The sequence below is a fragment of the Calothrix sp. NIES-3974 genome (assembly GCF_002368395.1).
Classification (GTDB): Bacteria; Cyanobacteriota; Cyanobacteriia; order Cyanobacteriales; family Nostocaceae; genus NIES-3974.
The window spans coordinates 2,949,567-2,974,738 of the sequence record NZ_AP018254.1 but is presented as its reverse complement, the minus strand read 5'-3'; the positions used below and the strand labels follow the sequence as shown (position 1 = coordinate 2,974,738).

Annotated in this window: 19 protein-coding genes and 1 pseudogene; 12 read left to right on the top strand and 8 right to left on the bottom strand. The window is 41.1% G+C overall.

Going from position 1 to position 25,172, the window contains the following annotated elements:
- Positions 1-6: 6 nt before the first annotated feature.
- Positions 7-165, bottom strand: a complete 159-nt coding sequence (locus CDC37_RS24260; protein ID WP_157780727.1) for a hypothetical protein — start codon at positions 163-165, stop codon at positions 7-9.
- Positions 166-863: 698 nt separating this feature from the next.
- Between CDC37_RS24260 and CDC37_RS11835 the strand changes: the two genes are divergently transcribed.
- Both CDC37_RS11835 and CDC37_RS11830 read left to right on the top strand, forming a co-directional pair.
- On the top strand, positions 864-2,150 hold the full coding sequence (locus CDC37_RS11835) for a serine hydrolase (RefSeq protein WP_096622123.1): 1,287 nt from the start codon (positions 864-866) through the stop codon (positions 2,148-2,150).
- Positions 2,151-2,271: 121 nt separating this feature from the next.
- Positions 2,272-2,709 carry a GNAT family N-acetyltransferase gene (locus CDC37_RS11830; protein WP_096622122.1) on the top strand — a complete coding sequence of 146 codons (438 nt, stop codon included), beginning with the start codon at positions 2,272-2,274 and terminating at the stop codon, positions 2,707-2,709.
- Between the two features lie 350 nt (positions 2,710-3,059).
- On the opposite strand, the gene CDC37_RS11825 is transcribed toward CDC37_RS11830, so the two are convergent.
- Positions 3,060-3,890 (bottom strand): carbohydrate ABC transporter permease, encoded by an 831-nt coding sequence (locus CDC37_RS11825; RefSeq protein WP_096622120.1) that lies wholly within the window; start codon positions 3,888-3,890, stop codon positions 3,060-3,062.
- A 291-nt stretch (positions 3,891-4,181) separates the two neighbouring features.
- Here CDC37_RS11825 and rlmD point away from each other — a divergent pair, with 291 nt between their 5' ends.
- The 6 genes from rlmD to CDC37_RS11800 all read left to right on the top strand — a co-directional run bounded on the left by rlmD (position 4,182) and on the right by CDC37_RS11800 (position 11,895).
- On the top strand, positions 4,182-5,606 hold the full coding sequence (gene rlmD, locus CDC37_RS11820; RefSeq protein WP_096622119.1) for a 23S rRNA (uracil(1939)-C(5))-methyltransferase RlmD: 1,425 nt from the start codon (positions 4,182-4,184) through the stop codon (positions 5,604-5,606).
- 382 nt (positions 5,607-5,988) lie between these two features.
- Complete coding sequence (locus CDC37_RS11815; RefSeq protein WP_096626125.1) at positions 5,989-6,447, top strand: ATP-binding protein; 459 nt, start codon at positions 5,989-5,991, stop codon at positions 6,445-6,447.
- A 180-nt stretch (positions 6,448-6,627) separates the two neighbouring features.
- A complete protein-coding gene (locus tag CDC37_RS24255; protein ID WP_157780726.1) occupies positions 6,628-6,765 on the top strand; it encodes a hypothetical protein in 138 nt (45 codons plus the stop codon).
- Between the two features lie 396 nt (positions 6,766-7,161).
- Positions 7,162-9,690 carry an NACHT domain-containing protein gene (locus CDC37_RS11810; protein WP_231943408.1) on the top strand — a complete coding sequence of 843 codons (2,529 nt, stop codon included), beginning with the start codon at positions 7,162-7,164 and terminating at the stop codon, positions 9,688-9,690.
- 369 nt (positions 9,691-10,059) lie between these two features.
- A complete protein-coding gene (locus CDC37_RS11805) occupies positions 10,060-10,323 on the top strand; it encodes a glutaredoxin family protein (protein ID WP_096622115.1) in 264 nt (87 codons plus the stop codon).
- A 75-nt stretch (positions 10,324-10,398) separates the two neighbouring features.
- Positions 10,399-11,895, top strand: coding sequence for a UDP-N-acetylmuramoyl-L-alanyl-D-glutamate--2,6-diaminopimelate ligase (locus CDC37_RS11800; RefSeq protein ID WP_096622114.1), 1,497 nt, complete (start codon positions 10,399-10,401; stop codon positions 11,893-11,895).
- Positions 11,896-11,971: 76 nt separating this feature from the next.
- On the opposite strand, the gene CDC37_RS25225 is transcribed toward CDC37_RS11800, so the two are convergent.
- Together CDC37_RS25225 and CDC37_RS25220 are read right to left on the bottom strand one after the other, a co-directional pair.
- Positions 11,972-13,159 (bottom strand): M50 family metallopeptidase, encoded by a 1,188-nt coding sequence (locus tag CDC37_RS25225; RefSeq protein WP_231943406.1) that lies wholly within the window; start codon positions 13,157-13,159, stop codon positions 11,972-11,974.
- Between the two features lie 257 nt (positions 13,160-13,416).
- Positions 13,417-13,602, bottom strand: a pseudogene (locus tag CDC37_RS25220) (zinc ribbon domain-containing protein); the annotation flags it as partial.
- Positions 13,603-14,268: 666 nt separating this feature from the next.
- On the opposite strand from CDC37_RS25220, the gene CDC37_RS11785 reads away from it, so the two are divergent.
- Complete coding sequence (locus CDC37_RS11785) at positions 14,269-14,703, top strand: DUF2262 domain-containing protein (RefSeq protein WP_096622112.1); 435 nt, start codon at positions 14,269-14,271, stop codon at positions 14,701-14,703.
- Positions 14,704-14,966: 263 nt separating this feature from the next.
- Here CDC37_RS11785 and CDC37_RS24250 read toward each other — a convergent pair whose 3' ends face one another.
- Entirely contained in the window at positions 14,967-15,107 is a 141-nt protein-coding gene (locus CDC37_RS24250; RefSeq protein ID WP_157780725.1) for a hypothetical protein, read from the bottom strand.
- Between the two features lie 435 nt (positions 15,108-15,542).
- On the opposite strand from CDC37_RS24250, the gene CDC37_RS11780 reads away from it, so the two are divergent.
- Positions 15,543-15,788 (top strand): hypothetical protein, encoded by a 246-nt coding sequence (locus CDC37_RS11780; protein WP_096622111.1) that lies wholly within the window; start codon positions 15,543-15,545, stop codon positions 15,786-15,788.
- A 643-nt stretch (positions 15,789-16,431) separates the two neighbouring features.
- Here CDC37_RS11780 and cas6 read toward each other — a convergent pair.
- On the bottom strand, positions 16,432-17,565 hold the full coding sequence (cas6, locus tag CDC37_RS11775) for a CRISPR-associated endoribonuclease Cas6 (RefSeq protein WP_096622109.1): 1,134 nt from the start codon (positions 17,563-17,565) through the stop codon (positions 16,432-16,434).
- Between the two features lie 549 nt (positions 17,566-18,114).
- Between cas6 and CDC37_RS11770 the strand changes: the two genes are divergently transcribed.
- Both CDC37_RS11770 and CDC37_RS11765 read left to right on the top strand, forming a co-directional pair.
- A complete protein-coding gene (locus tag CDC37_RS11770) occupies positions 18,115-18,867 on the top strand; it encodes a YebC/PmpR family DNA-binding transcriptional regulator (protein WP_096622108.1) in 753 nt (250 codons plus the stop codon).
- Positions 18,868-19,545: 678 nt separating this feature from the next.
- Complete coding sequence (locus tag CDC37_RS11765) at positions 19,546-21,630, top strand: tetratricopeptide repeat protein (protein WP_096622106.1); 2,085 nt, start codon at positions 19,546-19,548, stop codon at positions 21,628-21,630.
- A 328-nt stretch (positions 21,631-21,958) separates the two neighbouring features.
- Here CDC37_RS11765 and bcp read toward each other — a convergent pair whose 3' ends face one another.
- On the bottom strand, positions 21,959-22,432 hold the full coding sequence (bcp, locus tag CDC37_RS11760; protein WP_096622105.1) for a thioredoxin-dependent thiol peroxidase: 474 nt from the start codon (positions 22,430-22,432) through the stop codon (positions 21,959-21,961).
- A gap of 95 nt (positions 22,433-22,527) precedes the next feature.
- Positions 22,528-25,095, bottom strand: coding sequence for a phosphoenolpyruvate--protein phosphotransferase (gene ptsP, locus CDC37_RS11755; RefSeq protein WP_096626121.1), 2,568 nt, complete (start codon positions 25,093-25,095; stop codon positions 22,528-22,530).
- Positions 25,096-25,172 lie beyond the last annotated feature (77 nt).

Sequence of the window (25,172 nt, the reverse complement as noted above, 5' to 3'; positions counted from 1 at the left end):
TTGCTGTCATTTCCAATTTCTTTCCCGTTCATCAAAATCCTCAAATTGATTTTCTTCCTGATTATTTAAATCAGTTTGATTCTGCTTTTTCTGTCGATGAATAATCTGAAAATAGGAAAAATTCGGAATAATTTTCTGGCAAAATTTGATAATTGTAGTCATCATAATTTTCAGTAATTTTAATTAAAATCAAGGATATTTTCCGACTGTTAAATCAACGAAAAATACCGAGTAATGTCAGCAAGTTACAAGTATCATTTACCAGGCAAAATCTGTGTAGTGAAATACTACTAAAAATCTCCAGTTTTAAGTCAGTTCCAGCCGACAACAAGTCGCTACGCGTTTACATATTGTTTTGACGTAAGCAAACAAGAAAATATTTTATTTCTACTCCCTAATCCCCACTTCCTACTTCCTCCGCATCAAGTGAGTTTATCCAACAATATTAGTTGTTTCTGAGTTATTTTCTCTTCGGTAAGAAGCTATCAACTAAACTCTCCCTGAAAACAAAATTCCCTATCCTACTTTCCATCAAGCTGTGTATCCATTCTCAACTTTACCTTATATTCAGGAACAATTCTGTCTACTATTTGTCTTGACCAGATGAGTTGACACGGACTCAGCATAAAATGAATTTTGTCCGGATCACACCGCAAATATGCGGAAAATTGCTGCAAGCAAGAAGGAGGTCAGGATACAAAACCCTGTTAAGGACAGAATACTCCATGTATACATCACTTGTCCTGAGTACAAAGCACAGGAATATCTGAATCTAAAGATGCAAACTAAGAGTTAATAAATTCTGACTCCTGCATTCTGTATTCTTTCTTGTTCAATTCAACTGTCGCGAATAAATCACACACATGAGATTAAGTCCAGTCGTCATACCTAGCGTTGTTGGTATTACCTTACTTACCAATCCTGTTCATGCTGCACAGTTAGAATCATGGAATTTTGATGCTGCAAAAAACCAAATACATATTACCACCACTTCTAAAACCCAACCCCGTGCATTTTTAATTGCAAATCCAACCCGTTTAGTTGTTGATTTACCGGGAACAAATTTAAATAGACAAACCGTTCGTCGTTCTATTACGTCACCTCAAATAAAAGAAATTCGTGTTGGTCAACCCAACCCACAAACAACTCGATTTGTCGTAGAACTTGCACCAGGTTACACCCTTGCTGCTGATAGATTATCAATTCGTGGTGATTCCGCATCTCACTGGATTGTGAATTTTAACTCCATTCAACCTGGTAATAACACAATTCCCACCAACCCAGATGAACAAATTCCAGTTCCAGTGGGAAGCATTTCACCCTTTGCTGGAGTTGTTTCCCTTGGTAGTGAAATTACTTCCCTCAGTTCACGGGTCAGGTCTCTACTCAATTCATCCCGTTATCAACATCTTGATGCTGGGTTCTTTTTCCTAGATATGGAAACAGGTAACTATATCGACCACAACGGGGAAAAAATCTTCCCAGCTGCAAGTACAATCAAATTCCCCATTTTAGTGGCTTTATTTCAAGAAATTGATGCAGGACGGGTGAAACTGAATGAAACTCTGACTATGTGTCGTGACTTGATCACCGGTGGTTCGGGAAATATGCAATATCGACCAGTAGGAACAAGGTTTAGTTTGCTAGAAACCGCAACCCAGATGATGACCGTCAGCGATAACACCGCGACGAACATGATTATTGATCGACTAGGTGGGTTAAACCGACTGAATCAACGCTTTCGCAGTTGGGGGTTACAAAATACTGTGATGCGCAATATGTTAGGAGATTTTGGTGGAACTAATACCAGCAGTGCGAAGGATTTAGTCCGATTGGGTGCATTAATTGCAAATAATCAGTTACTAACAGCTTCCAGTCGTTCACGGGTTTTGGATATCATGTATCGTGTCCGTAACCGAAGTTATTTACCATCTGGTTTAGGTAGCGGTGCAAGGATTGCTCATAAAACTGGAACCTTAGCAGCTTTGGTGGGTGACACGGGAATTATCCAAACCCCTTCCGGAAGACGCTATTTAGCGGGTATATTTGTCCGTAGACCCCGTTGGGATGACCGGGGTGTGGAATTAGTCCGTCAAGTTTCCCAAATTTTCTACGGTCATGTGAATCAAACTCAAGTTACTAGTCGGTAAATTATTAATGGGATTTATTCCATGTTTCGCAAAATTTTAGGGAATAGGTAGTAGGGAGTAGGGACGACCCGTCGGGTCGTCTCTACTCCCGTCTCCTTCGATTCAAAATCCAAAATCTAAAATGGTCTTAATTCGTCCAGCAACTGCTTCCGAAATTTGGACAATCCGCAAACTGGTATTGTCAGCAAAACTAGATATGACCCAATTGCGATCGCAGCAGTTTTTAGTCATCGAATTCGATGGAAGGATTATTGGCTGTGGACAGTTACGCGAATTTCCGGATGCACAAGAATTAGGAAGTTTAGTCGTTGTCAAAAAGTATCGTCAACAGGGTTTGGCAACGTTACTCATTCAGAAATTATTAGAAATTGCGACAAAACCTGTTTATTTAGAATGTTTAGGACAAAAGCTGGCTGATTTTTATACTCATCGTGGTTTTGTTGAAGTAGATTATCACCACTTACCAAGTTCTTTACAAGCAAAATATAGGTTAAGTCACATTACAAAAAATATCATTCACCTTCCAGTCATGTTTATGTATTATGAAAATAATTCGTAATTTGTAATTCGTAATGGACTATGGCAACGCTTCGCGTACGTAATTTGTACAAAGTAACGTGATTTTGATGAGTTATAAAGCCTGAAATTCTTGTCTAGTACCAGTATCATTTATAGAAAATAGAAGTTTCTAAAAACCTCCTAGGATGTTGAGAATAAAATCATTAAACCTGGAATCAGTCAGTTATTGAGTTTGTTCTCAACTAATGGATGAGGTTACTTTGAAGCTTAACTTTCAAAATCATTGATTCACAGGGTTTGTAGCGTTTATAATCCGTCGTAGCTCGCTACGACCTAGGAGTATTCACGTTAAAGTAATCCAAAATCTAAAATCCAAAATCAAAAATCCCCTCATCCTTTCCCACCAGTGAAAGTGACACCTTCAATAAAATAACGGTTGAAAAATGCATAGATAACTAAAGCTGGTAAGGTAAAGACCATTGAAGCTGCCATGATATAATTCCAGTAACTTATATATTGCCCTTTAAAGCTATTTAATCCCAGGGGTAAGGTAAACATTTCTGGGTCAAATAAAATTACTATTGGTAATAAAAAGTTATTCCAACTACTCATAAAAATAAAAATGGCTTGAGCTGCAAGGGCTGGTTTTGCTAGAGGTAAAACAATATGACGAAATATCTGTAATGGATTTAATCCGTCTAAAGCCGCAGCTTCTTCTAGTTCACGAGGAAAGTTAATAAAGAATTGCCGCATCATAAAAATAAATGTGGCATTTACCATAAAAGGAATTATCATTCCTTGATAGGAATTGAGCCAACCCAAGGTTTTAAGAATTAGAAAATTTGGAATTAGGGTGACTTGGACGGGAACAGCGAGAATTGCAATAATTAAGAAAAAAATTAACTGCCGACCGGAAAATTTTAATCTGGCTAGGGCATATCCTGCCATTGAATTAAATATTAAATTTAAAATGGTAGTACTAACTGCAATCACTACACTGTTAAATAACCACCGCCAAAATAATGGCTCTTCTAAGAATATTTGCCGATAGTTGTCTAGGGTAAAATTTTGGGGAATAAAATTAGGGCTACCACTGGTAATTTCAGCTAAGGTTTTAAAGGATGCTGAAAGTGCCCATAAAAAGGGAATTACAGTTACAATCCCATAAATACTTAACAGCAGGTAAAGTAATATTTTTACGGAGAAAAGTGGGCGAGACATAGGTAAAAGTACAATAATGCTAATTAGTTTTTGGGAATGGAGAACAGGAAATAGGGAATAATTTTACTCTTAATTATTTCTGCTTTCTGGGGCTTCAATCAATCACTTTGTACAAAAATTTTCAAGTTTCTTAGCAACTCTCAATCACAGCAAAAAAACTTATGCCTCATTTTCGGGTAATATCAACTCAGAAGACAAAAATATCCGTTTCTATGCCTTTGTCGCAAGTTGTGTTTGAGTGGCATAGCAAAATCACACACCCCAGAATACTCCTAACTTTCTCCAAAGACAATGGCAAAGTGGCAACAAGGCGAATTAATCGAACTGGAAATTACTGACCTCACTGATACCGGTGATGGTGTCGGTAAATGGCAGGATGAAAATGGTAATCATCGGGTTGTATTTGTCCCCGACACGGTTCCAGGCGATCGCATTTTCGCTCGATTGGTTTTTGTCAAACCGAGTTTTGCCCGGGCTAAAATTAAAGAATTGTTACAATCTTCTCCTCACCGCATTCGCCCCCTCTGTATTGTCGCCGATAAATGTGGTGGCTGTCAGTGGCAACATGTAGATTATCAATTCCAATTGGCTGCCAAACGGAATCAAGTCATCCAAGCTCTGGAGCGGATTGGTGGTTTTGTTTCTCCACCCGTCGATCCGGTACTAGCTGGTGAGGATGGGTTTAATTATCGCAACAAAGTTACCTATCCTGTGGGACGTTCTGCCACCGGAAAGTTAATTGCTGGTTACTACCAAAAAGGTAGCCATCAAATTGTCAATCTCAATCAATGTCCAGTTCAAGATCAACGCTTAAACCCTCTATTGCGGGAGATGAAGCAAGATATACAAAACTTGGGTTGGCCAACTTACGATGAAAAGACCCATTCTGGACTGATTCGCCATTTATGTTTACGTATAGGTCGCCGCACAGGAGAAATATTGGTCACTCTCGTAACAAAAGAGTGGAATATACCAGATGTTGGGTGCATAGCACAAGAGTGGTTAGACCGCTATCCCCCATTAGTAGGAGTGATGTTAAACCGGAATAGCGAACGTACAAATACTATCTTTGGGGATGAGACCCGTTTACTTGCGGGTCAACCTTTCTTAAGGGAAAGATTTGCCGGATTAGAATTTCAAGTTCGTGCAGAGACATTTTTTCAGGTTTATACAGAAACGGCTGAGGCACTCGTGCAACAAATTCAAGCGCAATTAAGTCTACAAGGAGAGGAAACACTACTTGATGCCTATTGTGGCATTGGGACGATGACTTTGCCACTGGCGAAATTTGTCAAGGAGGCGATTGGGATAGAAGTACAGCCACAAGCAGTGATGCAAGCGCAATTAAATGCCCAATGCAATAACATTGAAAACGTCACTTTTCATGTTGGGACGGTGGAAAGGTTATTAACAGAATTATCAATCCGACCAGATATTGTTGTACTTGACCCACCCCGTAAAGGATGCGATCGCGCCGTCATTGATGCCCTATTAGATTATAAACCGCAACAAATTGTCTATGTCAGTTGTAAAGTTGCCACCTTGGCACGCGATTTAAAATTACTCTGTCAAGATGGAATATATAGGTTAACGCGAGTTCAGCCAGCAGATTTCTTCCCCCAAACCGGACATGTGGAAGTTGCGGCATTTCTTGTGTTATCACATTTGTCAGGAGGAAAACATTCCTTCACAAAAACTCGAATTTCCGATTTGTAGCGTAGTGCATAGTAAAAATGCTAAACTTGAATTAAGCTAAAAATATAATTGATTTTGGTTAAAGAAATTCAAGTTGCATCATCTAAACAGTTGATGAATTGGATTGTCCCCATTGAAAACAAGTTAGATTTCGATGATTTCCAACCTCTTGGGATTTTTTCTCGGCTAAGTAAAATACTTGCTGCCTATTAACATCAAACTCTACTTTTTTCAACCCCACAATTTCATTTCATCCTTTGCTCTAGATGTGCCCTAGCATTTTCAAAACTTAGTTGTAAAGACGTAAAGTTTGAAGGCAATATGACCACCTCAACCTGAATCAGGGTGCCTGTGACAGCAAACTGATGTCTCGCTAACTCTGAAAGCTATGGGGTTTTCTGAAGTGATTACTATTTCGTTTCGTCCTGTTGGACGCAATTGGGGCACTATAAGTTTCGCCTCTACACTGTATCTTTGTCCGATTCTCGATTTACTACTAACCGATATTCCGAAGAAATTACAGGCTGAACTGCGTTTAGGGTTGCAAGAAGCGCTCGTAAATGCAGCCAAGCACGGTAATAACCTCGACCCCGGTAAAAAGGTAGTTGTGAGATTTTCTTTGGTTGACAATCAATATTGGTGGATTATTTCCGACCAAGGTAATGGTTTTAGTCCCGATATTGAATGCGATCGCGAGTCATCTGATCAACTGCTACCACCGGAAGAGTCAGAACATGGCCGTGGCTTGTGTATTCTTCACCATATTTTCGACCAGGTAGAATGGAATAAGACGGGGACTGAGCTACGTCTGTGTAAGCAGCTAGAGACTCGTCCGCGTTTATTCGCCAAAGCCCTGCACTAGAGTCATATATACTAACTTGATTTTTCAGTTAATCCCAGTTATTTCACATTATTTTCCAATTTTGTCTTGTTTACGGTGTTGATGTGTTGGTTTAGCTAATTTTAACCATAGTTTTTGTCAGTGAGTGTTTGCTGGCAAACAAATATCTCTTAAGTTAGCAGTTAGCCTTTGGTTTTTTTGATGAAGCCAAAGGCTAATTTAGTTAGCGATCGCCCAGTGGGAGGTAAAGATTATTGGTTTCAGTTGGAATTACAGGCTGATGCCTACCGGACATTACCTAACCTAACATTTAATACCCTAATTATTCTATTAATCTAACATACATAAAACCGTCCGACAAAGACCTTGCTCTAGATCCAGTTTTTTGGTACACAAATGAATAGAGGCGCTACAAGTAACGCCTCTACTGGATTTTGGATTTTAACATTTTGGATTTCCCTAAATATAACATAGCTTTGGAAAAAGTGGTAGGTCTTTTGAAAAAAAAATCAAAAAAAGTAAGCGCTAGAGACATGTGGCAGACATTCACAATATCCGTAGCTGACTGGCTACGTCCCTTTGCTTGATGTACTGTTCATATTTTGATTCGATTAAGATTGCGTTCGTGTTTTCCCATACAGCTGTTTTCTGTATACTTTGTTTGGGATGTGTGTGAAGAATAGCAAATTCAGTATTTACGCGGAAAATCTCTGGAAAAGGATATTATATAAGTGATTGAATGAGGTCGAAAAACATCAGAAATTTTTCCCCAATAATCAAAAAAATCTATACATTTGCCAAGAATTTCGTCGGTATATCTCGGCAGAAAATAAGTATTTTACGTCACAAAATTGTGTATTGAGTATGGCCAAGCGATCGCTGCAAGCATCTGTAGAGGGGATTAGAAAAGCGCGTCAAGCCTTTAAACGTAAAGGTTGGACGCAGGAATATTTAGCAGCAGAAGTTGGGTTAGAAACCCGTCAACCGATTTGGAAGTTTTTTTCTGGGAAACCGGTGGATCGGCAGGTTTTTCATGAGATTTGTTTTGTTTTGGAGCTAGAACCAGAGGAAATTCGTCTCCACGATGACAGTGATGTATCAGTGCAGGACGACGGTTCTAGTAGTGGTACGGTGATTCCCCTACCACCAATTTCCGGAACAGAATCAATGGGTATATCCGCAAATCCAACCCAAATCCTGGATGCACAAGTACAACATGTCCGGTCGATTTTGACAGAAAAAATCCAACATCAATGTGGGTGGTTACGGTTGTTGGATGTTGCTCGTCCGTTGAGTTTGGATGAGTTATACGTGGATGTAAGAATAGTGGAAGAGGTTTCCAGCCATCGCTGGTTGAATTTAGCCACTATTCAAACAGATGACCATCAAGGTTGGGAAAGGCTGAAAGTACAGGTGGATAATTCCCCCTCCACCGCGAACCATGCTCATCTTTTAGCCAGCGATCGCAGTTTACCCATGAATGGGATTGAGGTGGTGGAAAATCATCCTCGGTTAATGGTGTTAGGCAAACCCGGTGCGGGGAAAACCACATTTTTACAAACGATCGCCATCAAATGCAATCAGGGAAGTTTTAAAGCTGATTGTGTACCAATTTTTATTAGTTTGAAGCGGTTTGCCGAAGCAATTACCCCAACTAGTTTATTGGAATTTATTGAACGGGAGTTTAGCGAATCCGGTTTATCTGCTGAGAATTGGCACAATTTTTTCATCTGGGGACGAGCAGTAATTTTACTGGATGGATTAGATGAAGTCGGTAAAAATGCTAACAACTGGGTCGTACGGGAAATTTGTACATTTTGCGATCGCTACTATAAAACCCAGGTGATTGTTTCCTGTCGAGTTGCAGCTCAACTTTACCAATTCCAGAATTTTACAGCCGTCCAAATTGCCGATTTAACCCCAGCGCAAATTTTTAATTTTGTCCAAAGATGGTTTTACTCGGTTGGTAAACTCTCACCTCAGAATGCCAGTGAAAAAGCAGAACAATTTATCCAGAAACTGGAATTACCAGAAAATTATGCCATTCGTGAACTAGCCACCACCCCAATTCTGTTAAATTTAATGTGTTTGGTGTTTAGTTCATTAGGTGATTTTCCCAATGCTCGCGCCCAACTGTATAAACAAGGTTTAGACTTATTACTGGTACGATGGGATGAAACACGGGGTATCACCAGAGACCAAACCTATCAAAATTTATCCCTGCAAGATAAAATTAGGATTCTCAGTCGGATTGCAGCTGTCACCTTTAACAACGGGGATTATTTCTTTTGGGAAAGCCAAATCAAACAAGCAATCGGGGATGTGATCCAAGAAATTCAGGGAACTCCCATTGATGCCAATGCCTTAGAAATTAACTGTCAAGGGATTATTAAAGCCATTGAATCCCAACATGGATTATTGCTGGAACAGGGACGGGGGATATATTCCTTTTCCCACCTCACCTTTCAAGAATACTTCACCGCCTGGGAAATTGCCCTCAATTCCGATCGACAAGCCCTAAATAACCTAGTTAACCATCTATGGGAACCTCGATGGCGTGAAGTTTTATTGCTAACTGCTGGCATGTCACCCCAAGTGCATTATCTATTTGAGTTAATGCAGCAGCAAATGTATACCGTGCGTAACTCCTCACCCCAGCTAGGTAAATATTTGCAATGGATTCACAACAAAGCCCAATCCCTGCGCCAAGGCGAAAATCCCACGGCAATCAGGGCATTTTACTACACCTTAAGTTTACCATCCTTCCATCCCCTAGCCGGAGATCAATCCCTAGCTTTAGCCATCGAACCCAAATTTGCCGTTGATTTAGGTCTAGAAATCGGCTTAGATATGGCCCTACGCCATGCTGTAGCCCTAAGTCAAACTATTATCCCCGAAATCTTTTCCCAAAGGATTATTGCCCTGCGGATGGCATTAGAATTGGATGGATTAGCCCAAATTGACCCCGAACTCCACCAAATCATCCAACGGCTACTTGCTCAACTACCCGACAACAAAGCCGAACGGTCTGAACTCAAAACCTGGTGGCAAACCCACGGAATTACCTGGACAAACGAACTGCGATCGCAGTTAATCCAACATCGCCAAATCGGTTACAATTGGCAAATTACCCCCCAGGAATCCGAGTCAATCCAGCAATATTGGCAAGTTTGTAAAATTATTCATGACTGTCTACTCTGTGCTGTCAATCTCAGTCCAAATCAATCTCAGGCAATTATGGACAGTTTGTTTAATCCTAATTAGGGAATAGGAAAAAAGAATGCGACAGATGAATTTTGTTGGTAGAGACGTAATATATTACGTCTCTATTAGATGTGTTGCTAGTCGAACTGTTTTTGGAATCGGTATTATCAGGGGTTGGGGTAGGTGATTTCTGGAGAGACGCGATATATCGCGTCTCTACGATTATTTTGGGTTTACGAATTTTCTGATCCAAACCGTATTGGTACATCATTTAAATTTTAAAAGGTCTGTTCAAAACCGCTTTCACGACTTTATCCTGTATTCTTGAATTATGCTGTCAAAGGGTGACAGCACATTACCCAGCTTTGATAATGGCTATTCCCCATTCCCCATTACCAACTCCTCACTCCCTCATTTACAACCCCAAAAATGCACCTAATTCTCTACAGTAAACCTGGATGCCATTTGTGTGAAGGATTACAGGAAAAACTCACGCAAATTCAAACTATCAAAATTGACTTAGAAATACGTGATATTACCACTCAAGATGATTGGTTTCAAATGTATCAATACGAGATACCTGTATTATTTATCGTCAATCCAGACAATCCTCAACAGATGCAAATGATACCCCGCCCATCTCCTCGTACATCCGTATCTCAACTGGACAAAATTCTGCAAAGGTATCTCTAGGTATTTGTATATAAAAAAAAATAGGGCAGAATAGGCGCAAGTAATGCAAGAAATGTGTGTGACGAGGTTTTCAGCATGAAATTGCGGGAATTGCTTGTTGGTATTAACGGGATTGAGCAACTAACTGACCATCCGGGTCTGGATGGGGAAGTAACAGGTTTGACAACGAATTCCCATGCGACGCGAACAGGGGATGTATTTATTGGAATGCCGGGAACTCGTGTTGATGGCGGAGAATTTTGGCCAAGTGCCATCAATGCGGGGGCGATAGCGGCAGTAATTTCCCCAGGTGCAGCCGAAAAAATGCCACCAAATGGTGATGGGTGTGTGATTGTAGCTGAGGATATGACTAGGGTTTGTGCTGAGTTAGCGAGTAAATTTTATGGCTATCCTGGTCACAAACTAAAATTGGTGGGGGTGACGGGTACTAATGGTAAAACTACGACAACCCACTTGATTGAACATTTTTTGAATGCAGCCAATTTAAATACGGCTTTGATGGGGACTTTGTATACCCGGTGGAAAGGGTATAGTAAGGAAGCGACCCATACGACACCTTTTGCGGTGGAATTACAGCAGCAACTCGCTTTAGCCAAGGAAGCAGGGAATGAGTATGGGGTAATGGAGGTGAGTTCCCATGCTCTAGCTCAAGGAAGGGTGTTAGGTTGTCGATTTGAAGTGGCTGTTTTTAGTAACCTGACCCAAGACCATTTGGATTACCACAGGGATATGGAAGATTATTTTGCAGCTAAATCCTTGTTATTTAGTCCTGATTACCTCCAGGGTCGAGCAATTATTAATGCTGGGGATAGCTACGGTCAACGTTTACTCACAGCTTTAGGTACAGATAAAGCCTGGAGTTATAGCGTTAATGATGAAAGTGCTAATCTCTGGATGAGTGATTTAAGTTACTCGGCAACTGGGGTCAGTGGTACTTTACATACTCCCAAGGGCAGTTTTGGATTCAATTCACCCCTTGTCGGACAATTTAACCTCGAAAATTTACTGTCAGCCGTTGGTGCAGCATTACACCTCTGTGTGGATTTAGAGGTCATAGCCCAAGCCATTCCTAATTTTCCCGGAGTTCCAGGACGGATGGAACGGGTGCAGGTGGATTCCCATCAAGATATTAGCGTGATTGTGGATTATGCCCATACTCCCGACAGTTTAGAAAACCTGCTGAAAGCCTCCCGTCCCTTTATTTCCGGGAAAATGATTTGTGTATTTGGTTGTGGTGGAGACAGAGACCGTACCAAACGTCCAAAAATGGGTAAAATTGCGGCGGAATTAGCAGATGTAGCCGTTGTCACTTCTGATAATCCCCGTACCGAAGACCCGCAACAGATATTAGACGACGTATTAGCAGGAATACCTGATGGGGTGAATCCTACCGTAATTTGCGATCGCGCGACTGCCATTAGAACGGCAATTTTACAGGCGCAACCCGGTGATGGGGTATTACTTGCAGGAAAGGGACACGAAGATTATCAAATTCTCGGTACGGAAAAAATCCATTTTGATGACCGAGAACATGCAAGGGATGCTTTATTAGTCAGAATGAAGCAATTCTAATTATCAAAAATCATAATTAATCATAATTGTAGAAACGTAGCGATGCTACGTCTCTACGATTGATGATGAATTCACGTTAATTCCCATTGCGATTAATGCGATAAACGTGTACCAAACGATTCAACCAAATTGTTTCCCCCTCCCATTTCATGCCGATTTTTTCTAATACTCGAACCGAAGCTTGATTTTCCGGTTCGACTATTCCTAATATATAATCCAAATTTAAAACATTAAATCCATATTCAATACAAGCTCTAGCCGCTTCCGTGGCAATTCCTTGTCCCCAAAATTCTGGTGCAAACCTGTATCCTAATTCGTTTTCCAGTTTGCCATCAATTAACTCGACCCCAATCCCACAATAACCGATTAATTGATGGGTTTTTTTCGTGATTACAGCCCATTTTCCGTATCCCCATTCAGCATAGGATTCCCGATAACTATGCACTTTGATGGCGGTCATTTCCCTATCCAGGGGAGGAGTTGGGGAAAACTTCATCACTTGGGGATGGGCAAAAATAGGTGCAATTTTATCGATATCTTGTTCACAGAATTCCCGGATAATTAAGCGTTCGGTTTCCTTAATTATTTTCTGCTCCTGATGGTTTTTATCTCGAATTTGAGAGGATTTAGCTATCGTAATTTTCGCAGTTTGTAAACTGGGAATATTCGCATATCTCAGCAATAATTGTTTTTTTGTCAACCACCACAGCAACAGCAAAATAATAGCATGAATCACCAAGGTAATTTGAGCATAGGGTTGAATCTGAAAATCATAAATTGTTAACCAATCCCCCTCAAAACCAGAAAAAGAAAACAACGGATAAATCACCAAGGAAAAAACTAACTGAACAATCCCAAAGGTGTACAACAACTCCTTGCCAATATCAGTTTTGACCCAAAAGATTCCCAGTAAAGCCAAAAAACCCAACAAAATCGAAACTAAATTCCCACTAAAAGCAATCCACCAAGACTGTGCAGGAAGAAAATCCCCCCTCGCAATCACATAACCCCAAAATACCCGCCAACTAAATTCAACCACCGTACCACCAACTTGCCAAGTAGCGATCGCATGACCCACCTCATGGAAAAATACCCCCACAGGCACTAAAATAAATACGGCCACCCGTTGCAGCAAAAATCGATCCTTAACTGTCACCTGTCCATCCCAAAAGGAACCCCAACCACGTCCCAGTCGAATCAATGTATCCACACTGAGAACCGTATTAATCGCTGCGAAAAAATCTAAGGAAGGTTTGTCAAACACAATCGGATTATTTCCCCTCTCTTTGAGGATGTTTTAAAAGTTGATTTTAATACTTGAATTATCGTTTTTGGGAATAGGGAGAGACGCGACATGTCGCTTCTGTACGCTCGAAGGAAAAATCAGCTTGATAAACCCATGTCCAGGGTCAGGACGATTGTCAAAATAGTGATAATTAATACTTGACATACATCCTCTTTGCCTGCACTCCTCCATCCTAACTAACAGGACAGACAATGCCACTCCCTTTATCTATGAAATAAATCCAGTTTTTCAAGGGACTTGTCCACAATTAGAACCGGTTTTACTAGATGGATACCATTGGTCTACAAATAGAACCTGTTTGCCTTTGCTTTTACTAACCATTCCAGAATTTGTAAAAACTCGCCAATAGCTAGGTCTGATATTTTTCTCCACCCAAGATGCTGCATTCCTTTTTGGGAAATGTTGTTTACTCGCCTTCTTCATAGGGTTCAGAGACCGTTTCAGAAATTAAAGACGATTTTCAGCTACAACTACTTGAATTTAGCGTATTGTGCGAATCTGCAATTGGTGAGATAGAAAAGACCTATACATGACATCAGATTTTTATTATGAATTTTCAATTCTGCAAAATTAGCAATCTCCTGTAGAATAGGATTTAATTTTTATCAAAAAACCCTAGTAATACCGTTTTACTTTGGAGTTGATCAGTAGGTAGGTGCAATTAAACATAAAACCGCAACGTAACCGATGATTCGGAGTAGAGACGACCCGACGGGTCGTCTCTACTCCCTGATGGGTCGTCTCTAATCCCTAATCTCAACGACAATTTTCACCACTCACCTACTTACCTGACGGGGAGCTTTCAGAAGCAGGGTCAGAAAATGTATCAAAACCTGAGTGAAATGCTATCACACAAACATCCTTCAGAACTATGAAGTCAGCTAGCTATACTGAATCAGCTAAAACCCATATTAATTGCATAACTACTCTATGGGTTGTTAACTGTTAATGGTTAACTATCAACGGTGAGTAAGCCTACAATTTACGATTAACAAGTAGCTACTCCGTGGGTAATTCCTGAATTGCTCCCTAATTCCCTAATTATAAATTTATAATCGCCAAACCAGATGAACGAACAAACCATTTACGACCAAATTTTAGGTGAATTGACTTGGAATGATGACGATGAATGTTGGGTCAGTCAGGTTCAATTTAACTTAGAACATAGGGTCAATATTACTGTTGATCCAGAAGATGATGAAACTGGTGCGATTATTTTGATGGCAAGACAGTATTTTGTCAAACTCCAAAATCAAGAGGAGATGCATATCCGTCGTTGTATTGCTGAGGAATTGTTAGCTAACTATAACGATAACTGGAATAAAGGTGAAAATATTTCCATACATCAGTTTATTGACATGATCAAACTAGAAGATATTGTCTTTTACGCAAATGGAATGATTCAACTTTTCTATCACGACGGAGATTTATTCGCTGGTCATTGTATTGTGGCATCGATTGATGGACAAGGGGTTTATCAAGGTGCTGCTTTGTTGAGTTAGATTTTGGGGAAATATTGAGAGGCTGTTGAAAAAGTCATTTTTCATACTTGAATTATCGTTTTTGGGAGCAGGAAGAGACGCGACATGTCGCATCTGTACGGCAATAGGGAGAAACGCGACATGTCGCGTCTGTACTCTCGAAGGAAAAATCCGCTTGATAACCCCACCTCCAGGGTCAGGACGATGGTCACAATCGTGATAATTAATACTTGAGAAACATCCTCTGAGGATACGGGAGTTTAAATTAAATCTAGTCAGTATCCTTAAGGTCGTTCGAGAAAATCATAGTCCTGGGTTCTGGGAATGGATAATTTGCGCGATCGCTCATACCGCTTTACTTGAGATTTGATGCCTGATGGGAAGCTTTGTAATGGTAAATTTACCCTTGCAATTACAACAATCAAGTTCAATCTAGATATTTATCACCTCAAATAAACCAGAGCCAACTTGATTTATCTCAACTTGGAATTCAATTCCAAAAATTCTAAAAAAGGGTTGATTAATTATAGGGGTTTCTGTTAGTATTGGTATGAGGCTTCAAGGGCCTAATAGACCCTAATGTATGAGAATGATAATCACCTATAGGGGTGTAAGCCGCTCACCGTAAGTCTTTGAAACAAAAAGGGCTATGGGTTTTACCCCGCATTGGAGGATATTCTGGGTATTAGCATTTAACATTTTTTGGTAGGTTTTGCCAGGAGAACCCCATATCACTTCGCAAAAGTGTTGATATATTGTCTTTTTGGGTTTTCAAGGCACTTCTGATGCCGTTTTACTTTGGATTTGATACCTGACGGGGAGCTTTCGGGAGCAGGGGAAGAAAATTTATCAAAATTTGAGTGAAGAATCAAATAGCATCAGTTATTGCCAGGAGCGATCGCGAGACCAATCAAAACGCTCAAATTATTAACACTGGAACACTGGATATCCGCCATCAGTACATGTATGATGTTACTAGATTGATGTTTGGCAAACCGAAGCGAGGGCTAAAACCTGGGGGGGTTCTGCCAAAATCGCCAGAGCCTAGACAAGATAATAATTACAGCGTTTTGAAATTTCGGTTTATTGATATTTTATATCAATAAGCGCGGCTGAAATGAGGTCATTTTTTCGATCTGTCAAAACTGCTTCTGCAATCCTTATTATTCTGTAAGGGTTCTAGACGGCGGACTTGAAACATTACGATTCCCGGCAACGGGATTGAAACATCGAAACAACTTATTAAAATCAACCTTAGAATATCTTGAAGCATTACGATTCCCGGCAACGGGATTAAAACTGGAGGTCCTTCCATACTTGAAACCTTACGATTCCTGTTCACGGGACTGAAACTCTCAGACAAGCAAAAACAGTTCCCAAGAGAACACGCGATCGCGCCCACATAATTAGGTTAAATTACCAAGGTCAGAGCAGCATGAAATCGTTATCGGTCGAAAGGATTGGCGGGACTTTGGGAGGAAAAGGTCGCGGAGCAAAAAAATGGGCAGAGGAAGATTTTCGATATCTCGAAAATTGCCTGGATACATACCAAAGAACACATAAATAAGTAGGTGCAATTAAACATAAAACTGCAACGTAACCAATCATTCGGCGTAAAGACGACCCGACGGGTCGTCTTTACTCCCTGATCTGAACGACAATTTTCACCACTTACCCCCTACAGACGCGATATATCCCGTCTCTACTTACGATATTAGGGATTGAAACGCGATCGCTTGATTCATCCCCTCAATGTAGATAGGGAGATTCTTCCTTCAAAGCTTTCCGCGCTAACTTAACGTAGGTTTTCACCGTTTCGTAGGCTATTTCCATATCGGTGGAGATTTGCAGCAAGGAATCCCCCATTTCCCTCCTGGCTAAAATTGTCGCCCATTTTGCTGCTATATCCCTAGCTCGGTGTCCTCCCTGTCGTTTGCGTTGCAGGGTAAAAATCTCGGTTAAATCTTCGATACGTTTGGCTAATACCGATTCGATATCGGGGACTTCCTGTACCGATTGGGATGACCATCCTAAACGGGTTTGTCCCAACCCAAAGGTGGTTTTGTGTCCGGTTCCGCAGTAGGGAGCGAAATTGCATAGGGCATAAAATAAACGATAATAATCGGGATTTTGGTTTGCGGTTCGTGCTAAACCGAATTCCACTGACCCTGTAAATCCAGTCACCGCACCTTTTTTCCCCGCAAGCACCTTTTGGGAGGAAATGTGGTGACGGTTGACAATCACTTGTTCATCAATCCAATTAAGAAAATCATCCCCATCCACAGGTAAATTGGAAAAATCATTCCACCGTCGCAGATAGCTTTGGAAAATATTGAAGGGTACAGGTAGGGGAAAGTGGTGTTTTTTGCGACGGAAACTGGTGGGACTAAGAAAATGTAGGGATATAGTACCACCGATATGGTCTTGATGGAGTAATTGGGAATAGGTAGTTTGAGGATGAGCAATGCGACAGGACACAATTTTGAGGGGAATATTGCTCAGTTCCAGATGGGTAGGCAAATTATTTACCCAAGTTTGCATCCAACTTGTCACCCTTGGCGACAACCCCGTCACATACCAATGATAAATGCGATCGCTCAACAGTTGGATTTGGGTTCCGCTACTGACAATATCCCCATCCAGGAGGGAGATGGTAAAGGGTTTTTCTGATTCTCCATCGTGGAGGTATGCAGACAAATCCGGATCGATATTGCGAACACAATTGAGAAACCAAGCATGTAAACCCGTGGAATATTGGGGATAGACCGCAGCATTGACGGGAGGCACTAAAGCAAATTCTAAACCGATAATTTCGGTTTCATCTGACCAGGTGAGGGAAAAGGGATTGGAAGAGGATTTTTTTGGGGTAGGACTGCGAGGCATAATTGATTTTGGATTTTGGATTTTTGATTTTGCGGAAAGTTGGGGAAGAGAAGTTACCGGGAAGATTTTCTTCTTACAAAGTTCTACGGGAGGAGTATCCCCCCGCAGACTTTGCGCTTTTCGGTAAACTTCGGGGGAGATTTATTCTTCCACCAAACTTTCCAAGACGGATTTTGGATTAGACATTTTCGACAAAGAAACTCCAATCCTTTTGTAGTAAGGGCTAATCCTGCATTTCTCACAAGGGAGTGATAAGCCTTGTGTAGTGGGTTGATTTCCTGCTACTCCCTACTCCCCACTCCTACTCACTGAAAGTTTGAGGAATTTGTGAGAAATCCGGGTAGTATATTATTTCTGGAGATGTCTATTGATTTACAAAGTAATCCTGTATATCTAAAAATTACACCATAGCCGATGAGAAAACGTTTTTTATTAGTGCAAAGCAGCCTTTTTTTCAGCTATTCTTCCCTCTCCACAACTCCCTTTTATCTACTGTATCCTGTATTCTATATGCTGCTATAACAAGAATCTCCACAAATAGAAATCATTATGGCTGGACACAGTAAATGGGCAAATATCAAACGGCAAAAAGCTGTAGTTGATGCGAAAAAAGGTAAAACCTTCACACAAATATCACGAGCAATTATAGTCGCTGCACGCAATGGAATCCCTGACCCTGCGGGGAATTTTCAACTCAGAACCGCCATCGAAAAAGCCAAAGCAGCAGGTATTCCTAATGATAATATAGAAAGGGCGATCGCTAAAGGTGCTGGAACCCTAGAGAGTGATGCTGCTCTCGAAGAGATTCGTTATGAGGGCTATGGACCTGGTGGTGTAGCAGTATTGGTGGAAGCACTGACTGATAATCGTAATCGTACTGCTGCGGATTTGCGGACGGCTTTCAGTAAAAATGGCGGTAATTTGGGAGAAACTGGTTGTGTGAGTTGGATGTTTTCCCAAAAAGGTGTTTGTATCGTTGAAAATGTCAACAATGAGGATAAGTTATTAGAGGTGTCCCTAGAAGCTGGTGCAGAATCCTATGAGATGACCGATAGTAGCAGTGCAGAGGTATTTACAGATATTGCGGGATTGGAAACCTTGAATCAAACCCTGAAAGAGGGTGGTTTTCAAGTGGTGGAAGCTGAATTACGCTGGATACCCAGTAATTTTGTGGAAGTCACTGACCCAGACCAAGCGCGATCGCTCCTGAAAATGATTGACATGTTGGAAGGGTTGGATGATGTGCAAAATGTCACTGCTAATTTTGAAATGGCTGAGGATTTGATGAACGCAATGGCTTGATTTGATTTCTCGATAAATATCGGGACTGGGGAGTTGGAATTTGGGAGGAGTCTACGTGTACTGTTCAGCGATCGCAGTCCTAAATGATTTGTAAAATCTTACATCTAGGTTTGTTGACAGTAAACAGCTATACCCGCATTTCCCACAAAACTCTAAAACTCACAGGGAGTAGGGAGTATAAGTAAAATTAATCCGTTACTCAAAGCTTACAAGTTACTCGTGAGAAATCCAGGTATAGACGTAGACACGGGTAGCGCAACCTCTCTAGGAGAAAACTTCCCCTAGGGTACAGCCAAAACCAGTATTTCTTACTACTTAGAGGTTATTTGTCAAGTATTAATTATCACTATTTTGACTATCTTCCTGACTTCAAGAGTACAGACGCGACATGTCGCGTCTCTTCCCATTCCCAAAAATTTTCAAACATCCTCTTAAATCGGATTGCTATCAAATGGTTTTCTGTATTCTGTTTCCGATTCCTTTCTGTGTTAAGAAATCAAGGCGCTAAAGCTTAACTATGTGCCTTTTCTTAGCTATCAAATTAATATAGTCGAAACTAGTAAATACTCAATAAATATACTCAAATACAAGTTAAGTATGGCAAATCACACTTAATATGTAACTATTTATGTTAGCTTCAAAATACAATAGTTAATCTCTCAATAATCTCCCATCAAAATGACATCTCAACTGTTGAACGCACGTTACCAGATAGTGAGAGTTCTCTGTGCCGATGCAGTCCGGGAAATATTTTTAGGTATCGATAAATATCAGCAAGATGCAGGTTTATACCTGATAAAAAAGATTGGTGAAATTCCCCATAATTATCAACTGAATTGCAGTAATTATTTACAGGAAATTTTCGATTTTTTAAAGGATCAACAGGATTTAATGAATCGGGTATATACAAAGCATCAAACTGTACAAAGAATATCGGATTTTTTTGTCGAAAGTCAGCAATTATTTGTCGTTCAAGAATATATTCAGGGTAATTCCCTAGCAGCAGAAATTAGCAGCAATATTTTTAATGAAAATCAGGTAATTGAGTTACTGTTAGAAATCAGTCACAGTCTCCAAACAATTCATCAACAGGGTTTGATCCACGGTAACTTAAAACCAAATAATATTATTCGCAGAGAGTCTGACCAACAACTTGTATTGATCGATTTTGTAAATATTAATGATGCGGTGATTCATCGTGCGAAAAATATCGAGTATATACCGATGGAACAGTTGCATGGAAATCCCCATCCTGGTAGTGATATTTATGCTCTAGGTATTATAATTATTTCCGCAGTCACGGGATTACCAGCAAGTCAAATTGCAGGGGAAGACAGTCCACGTAATTTATTTACTGGGGAACTTGTTTGGCGAAGGTATAATTCACAAGTTAGTTCTCGATTAGCAAAAATCGTGAATAAAATGGTACGTCTGGACTACCGTCAACGTTACCAAAGTGTGGATAATATTATCAAGGATTTAGGGAAAATTATTCATCCTTCTCCTCCTCCTCACAAGGCTTGGTGGAATCGATTCAGTCCTTGGTTTACTACTGGGAAATTACTGTTAATTGCAGCATTAATAAGTGCAGCAATTACTGGAGGATACTTTTATTTTACCACTCCTACTGACAATGTGCAAAAATCGCAAAACTTTATCAATCAAGCTGTAGATAGTTATCAACAAGGCAACTATCAAAAAGCAATCATAGAATTAAACCAAGCCATAAAATATAATCCGGAATCATCCATTGCCTACAATTTACGGGGTGACGCTTATTATCGTCTGGGAAATTATCAAAAATCTCAAATTAACGCCAGTGAAGCAATTCGTCTCAATCCCCAGGATGCGAATGCATTATACGACAGAGGTTTCGCATTGTACAAACTAGGAAACTTTAATGGTGCGATCGCAGATTTCAATCAAGCGATTCAACTAGAAGCTGATAATGCTAATTATTATTACGGACGGGGATTAGCACGGGGTAAAATTCGGGAAATTCAAGGAGCAATTACAGATTTTTCGCAAGCAATTTCTTTAAACTTTCAATTTGAACCGGCATATCTAGAAAGGGGTAAACTTTACCGCAAACAAAGTTTATATCTCCAAGCCATAGCTGATTTTAATCAAGTAATTAGTTTCAACCTTGAGAATATTGATGCCTACTATGAGCGAGGATTTAGTAAATACCAAATTCGAGAATTTCAAGCAGCCATCAAAGACTTGAATCGGGTACTGGAACTCAAACCAAATATAGCCAAAGCTTACACACTTCGAGGAAATATTTACCTGGAACTAAATGAGCATCAAAAAGCAATCAATGACTTGAATACTGCGCTTGCAATGGAACCCAAATCCAGTGAAATCTATCGACAACGAGGTAAATTTTACTTAGAAACAGGTCACATTGAACTAGCTATTCAAGACTTAAATCAAGCAATTTCCCTCGCTCCCAAAGATGCGATCGCCTATAATTTCCGTGGTAATCTTAAACAAGAACAGGGAAAATTTCAAGCCGCACTACAAGATTATCAGCAAGCAATTCAAATCAATCCCGAATATGCCAAAGCCTACTATAATCGCGGTTTAGCCAACATGACCCTAGGTTACATTCCCAACGCGATCGCAGATTTTGAAAAAGCTGCTGCACTCTTCCAAGACCAAGGAGAAAAACAAGACTATCAAGACGCGATCGCGAAACTGAAAAGTCTCAAACCTAACTACCCGCATTTCTCACAAAACCCTAAAACTCATGGGGAATAGTCCGTGACGGGAGTAGAAGGAAAATCAATCCGTTACTCAAGGCTTACAACTTATTATATTGTTTACGCTAATGCTTACTACATATCAGGAGCTGTAACCGTTGATTATTCTAGTTTCATTTATTGCAAAGTACAAGATAATCGATATTACTCATGAGAAATCCAGGACTAGGGTCTGCGGAAAAAGTTTTTATGTACTGCTTACACCAAAAACCGTAGATGTGCGTAGCGCAGCTTCTCTTGGAGATGAAAGTGATTTTTTCCCCACTCCCTCCGTATCCAACGAGGGAATCGGAAGTAGTTAGGAGAATCAAATCAACACCCACCGCTTACTTTTTCATGCGTAGATAATTTAAAACAGTAGCAGCATGTTCCTTCACTTTCACCTTTGTCCAAATATGAGCAATTGTTTGTTCCGGTGAAATCAAAAATGTGGAACGCTCAATTCCCATATACTCCTTACCCATAAATTTTTTCAGTTTCCACACACCATAAATTTCCGCAATTTCATGATTCGGGTCACTGATTAAGTTAATCCTCAAATTATGCTTCTGAATAAACTTACAATGGGATGTTTGAGAATCCGTACTCACTCCGATGATTTCCGCATTTAATTCCTGAAAATCCTGCACATATTCACTAAAATCCTTCGCTTCTGTTGTACAACCCGGTGTATTGTCTTTCGGATAAAAATATAAAACCAACCACTTCCCCCCAAAGTCGCTCAGTTTAACCCTATTTCCATTTGCATCTACACCACTAAATTGGGGTGCTAATTGTCCGACTTTAATTGCTTCCGTCATCTCGTTTTATATCTTATCCATAAGCATTTATACAGCAGCATACCTGATTGTTGACCATCAGGGAAAGAATTTGCGGAGGTTCCTAAATGCAATATTTAATAATTAAAAGTAGAAACCAAAGCCCGAACTTGAGCAGCTGATTCCTGCTGGAGTGCTTCCGAGGCAATGATTTCTGCTTCAGTCAAATTCAGACGGGTAATAGTTTGTTTGAAAGCGGGAATAGCTTTTGGGGTCAAACTAATTTCCTGTAAACCTAAACCTAACAGGATGGGTGCAGCAACTGGGTCAGAACCGAGTTCTCCGCATAAACCGACGCGAATACCAGCCTTGCGACCGGCAATAATGGTTTGAGCTACCATTCGTAAAACTGCGGGATGGAGAGCATCAGCGAGGTTAGCAACTTGGGGATTGGTGCGATCGCAAGCCATGACGTATTGACTGAGGTCGTTGGTACCGATGCTGAAAAAATCTACTTCTTTAGCAAGTTGATCGGCAATGATGACGGCAGAGGGAACTTCAATCATAATGCCGACTTCGATGTTTTCGTCAAATTCAATGCCTGCATGGCGGAATTCATCTTGAATCCCGCAAAATGTGGCTTTTGCCGCTCGTAGTTCCCCTAGGGTGGCAATCATGGGAAACATGACTCGAATTTTACCACTACGGCTAGCCCGTAAAATTGCCCGCAGTTGGGTTTTAAATAATTCCTGTTTATCTAAACAAAAACGGATACCCCGCCATCCTAAAAATGGATTGTTTTCCTGGGGTAAATCTAGATAGGGTAGGGGTTTATCACCTCCCACATCTAGGGTGCGAATTGTCAAGGGACGCTCACCTAAGATTTGTAAAATAGCTTGATAAATTGATAACTGTTCATCTTCACTGGGTGGTTTCTTGCGGTCAAGATAAATAAATTCGCTGCGCAATAATCCTACCCCTTCCGCACCGTTACTGACAGCCACCTCCGCATCCGCTACACCACCAATATTTCCGTATACATGAATGCGAACACCATCAATTGTTACCGCTTGGTCATAGGCTCGCCGACGAGCGCGTTGTTGAGCAGCTTGCCAAGCTTGACGTTTGGCTTCCAAACTCGTAACTACTTCCGGGTCTGGTTCTATCCAAACATTACCCGTTTCCCCATCTAAAGCCAACAGGGTTCCTTCCGGTTGCTGTAAAATGCTGCTGGGGATACCCACGACCGCCGGAATGCCTAAACTACGGGCAATAATTGCCGTGTGGGACATGGCACTACCAGCGGTTGTACAAATCCCCAATACCAAGTTTAAATCCAATTGGGCCGTATCGGAAGGGGTTAAATCCGTTGCCACCACAATCGACGGTTGGGTTAAATGTAAATTCTTGGGAGCGGTTCCCAATAAAATGCGTAACACCCGTTCCCCCACATCAATCACATCCGCAACCCGTGTTTGCAGATAACTATCCTCGTGAACCCGGTACTGATTCGCCAATTCTTCCACCACCCCTTGCCAAGCGATCGCTGCATGGAAACGCAGGGTAAATATCTGCTCTTTCACTGCATCCAATACTAACGGGTCAGCTAAAAATAATAAATGGGCATCAAAAATCGCTGCTTCCGAATCCCCTATTTGGGTTGAAGCTTGGGATAACAACACCTGAATTTCCTGTCGTGCAGTTTCAATTGCTTGCTGTAAACGCTGCCATTCCCCGGACGGATTATCGGTATGGTAGTTTTGGGGACTTAACACCGGGGGATTGTGGAAAAACATCGGTGTCATGCGTACACTCGCAGCACTGGCAAACCTGGCAATCGGTGCGATCGCTACACCCGTTGAAGCGGGAATTCCCTGTAATGCCGACTTCTGCACTTCCTGGGTATCAACCCCCCTTTCCTCCCCATCTGCTGCTAACTCCGATGCTGACCACAGGGTCGATGCATCCTCACCAAAATTACTCGCTGCCAATTCCCCCAAGGCTGCTAATGCCTCATCCGCATCCACTCCCTGAGCGCAAATCCCCAATTCATGACCGTGACGTACCCCCAACATCGCCACCTGGTTGATACTATCTGCCCGGACATATTCGGTTTTACGAGTGATATTTCTGACTTTGATTTGAGATTGAAAGCTGGCAGCTAAAGCCACTAATTGGGCTGCCGGACGAGCATGTAGTCCCAGACGATTACTGACTTTTACATGTATTTCTTTTTCTGTAAATTCTTCCCCAATTGACAGATTCCGATTTTCCCCATGCTGAGGGTGATTGTCATCCACCCCCAATTGCATCGCCTTCACCCTTAAAGCACCCTGAGCTTCCGCCATTACCTGGTGAATATCAGCACCCGTCGCTGCTGCAACTGTGGCCGCGATCGCCCCTTCAACTAAGGGAGCTTCACATAAATATACATTGCGTCGTTGTTCCTCGCTCAAAAACTCCAACGCCATTTCCGCACTTAATAAAGCACTACCCAAATCCATCAACACCAACACACCCGCATCGGTGTAAACAGATTCAATTGCTTGCTGCACTTGTATCGCATCCGTACCCAAAGGATTATCCCCATCCTCAATACCAGCTGCTTGGGCTAAGGGAACCTTCCCTTGCACCATTTGTGCAGCCAGTTCACACACTCCCTGAGCCAGTAACTTACTATGACTAACAATGACAATTCCAACCACCACTACACCATCAACCTGAATGAGAGAGGTTTGCCAATACTGTTACTTTAAGTGGTCAAGCCAATTATTGCATCCGC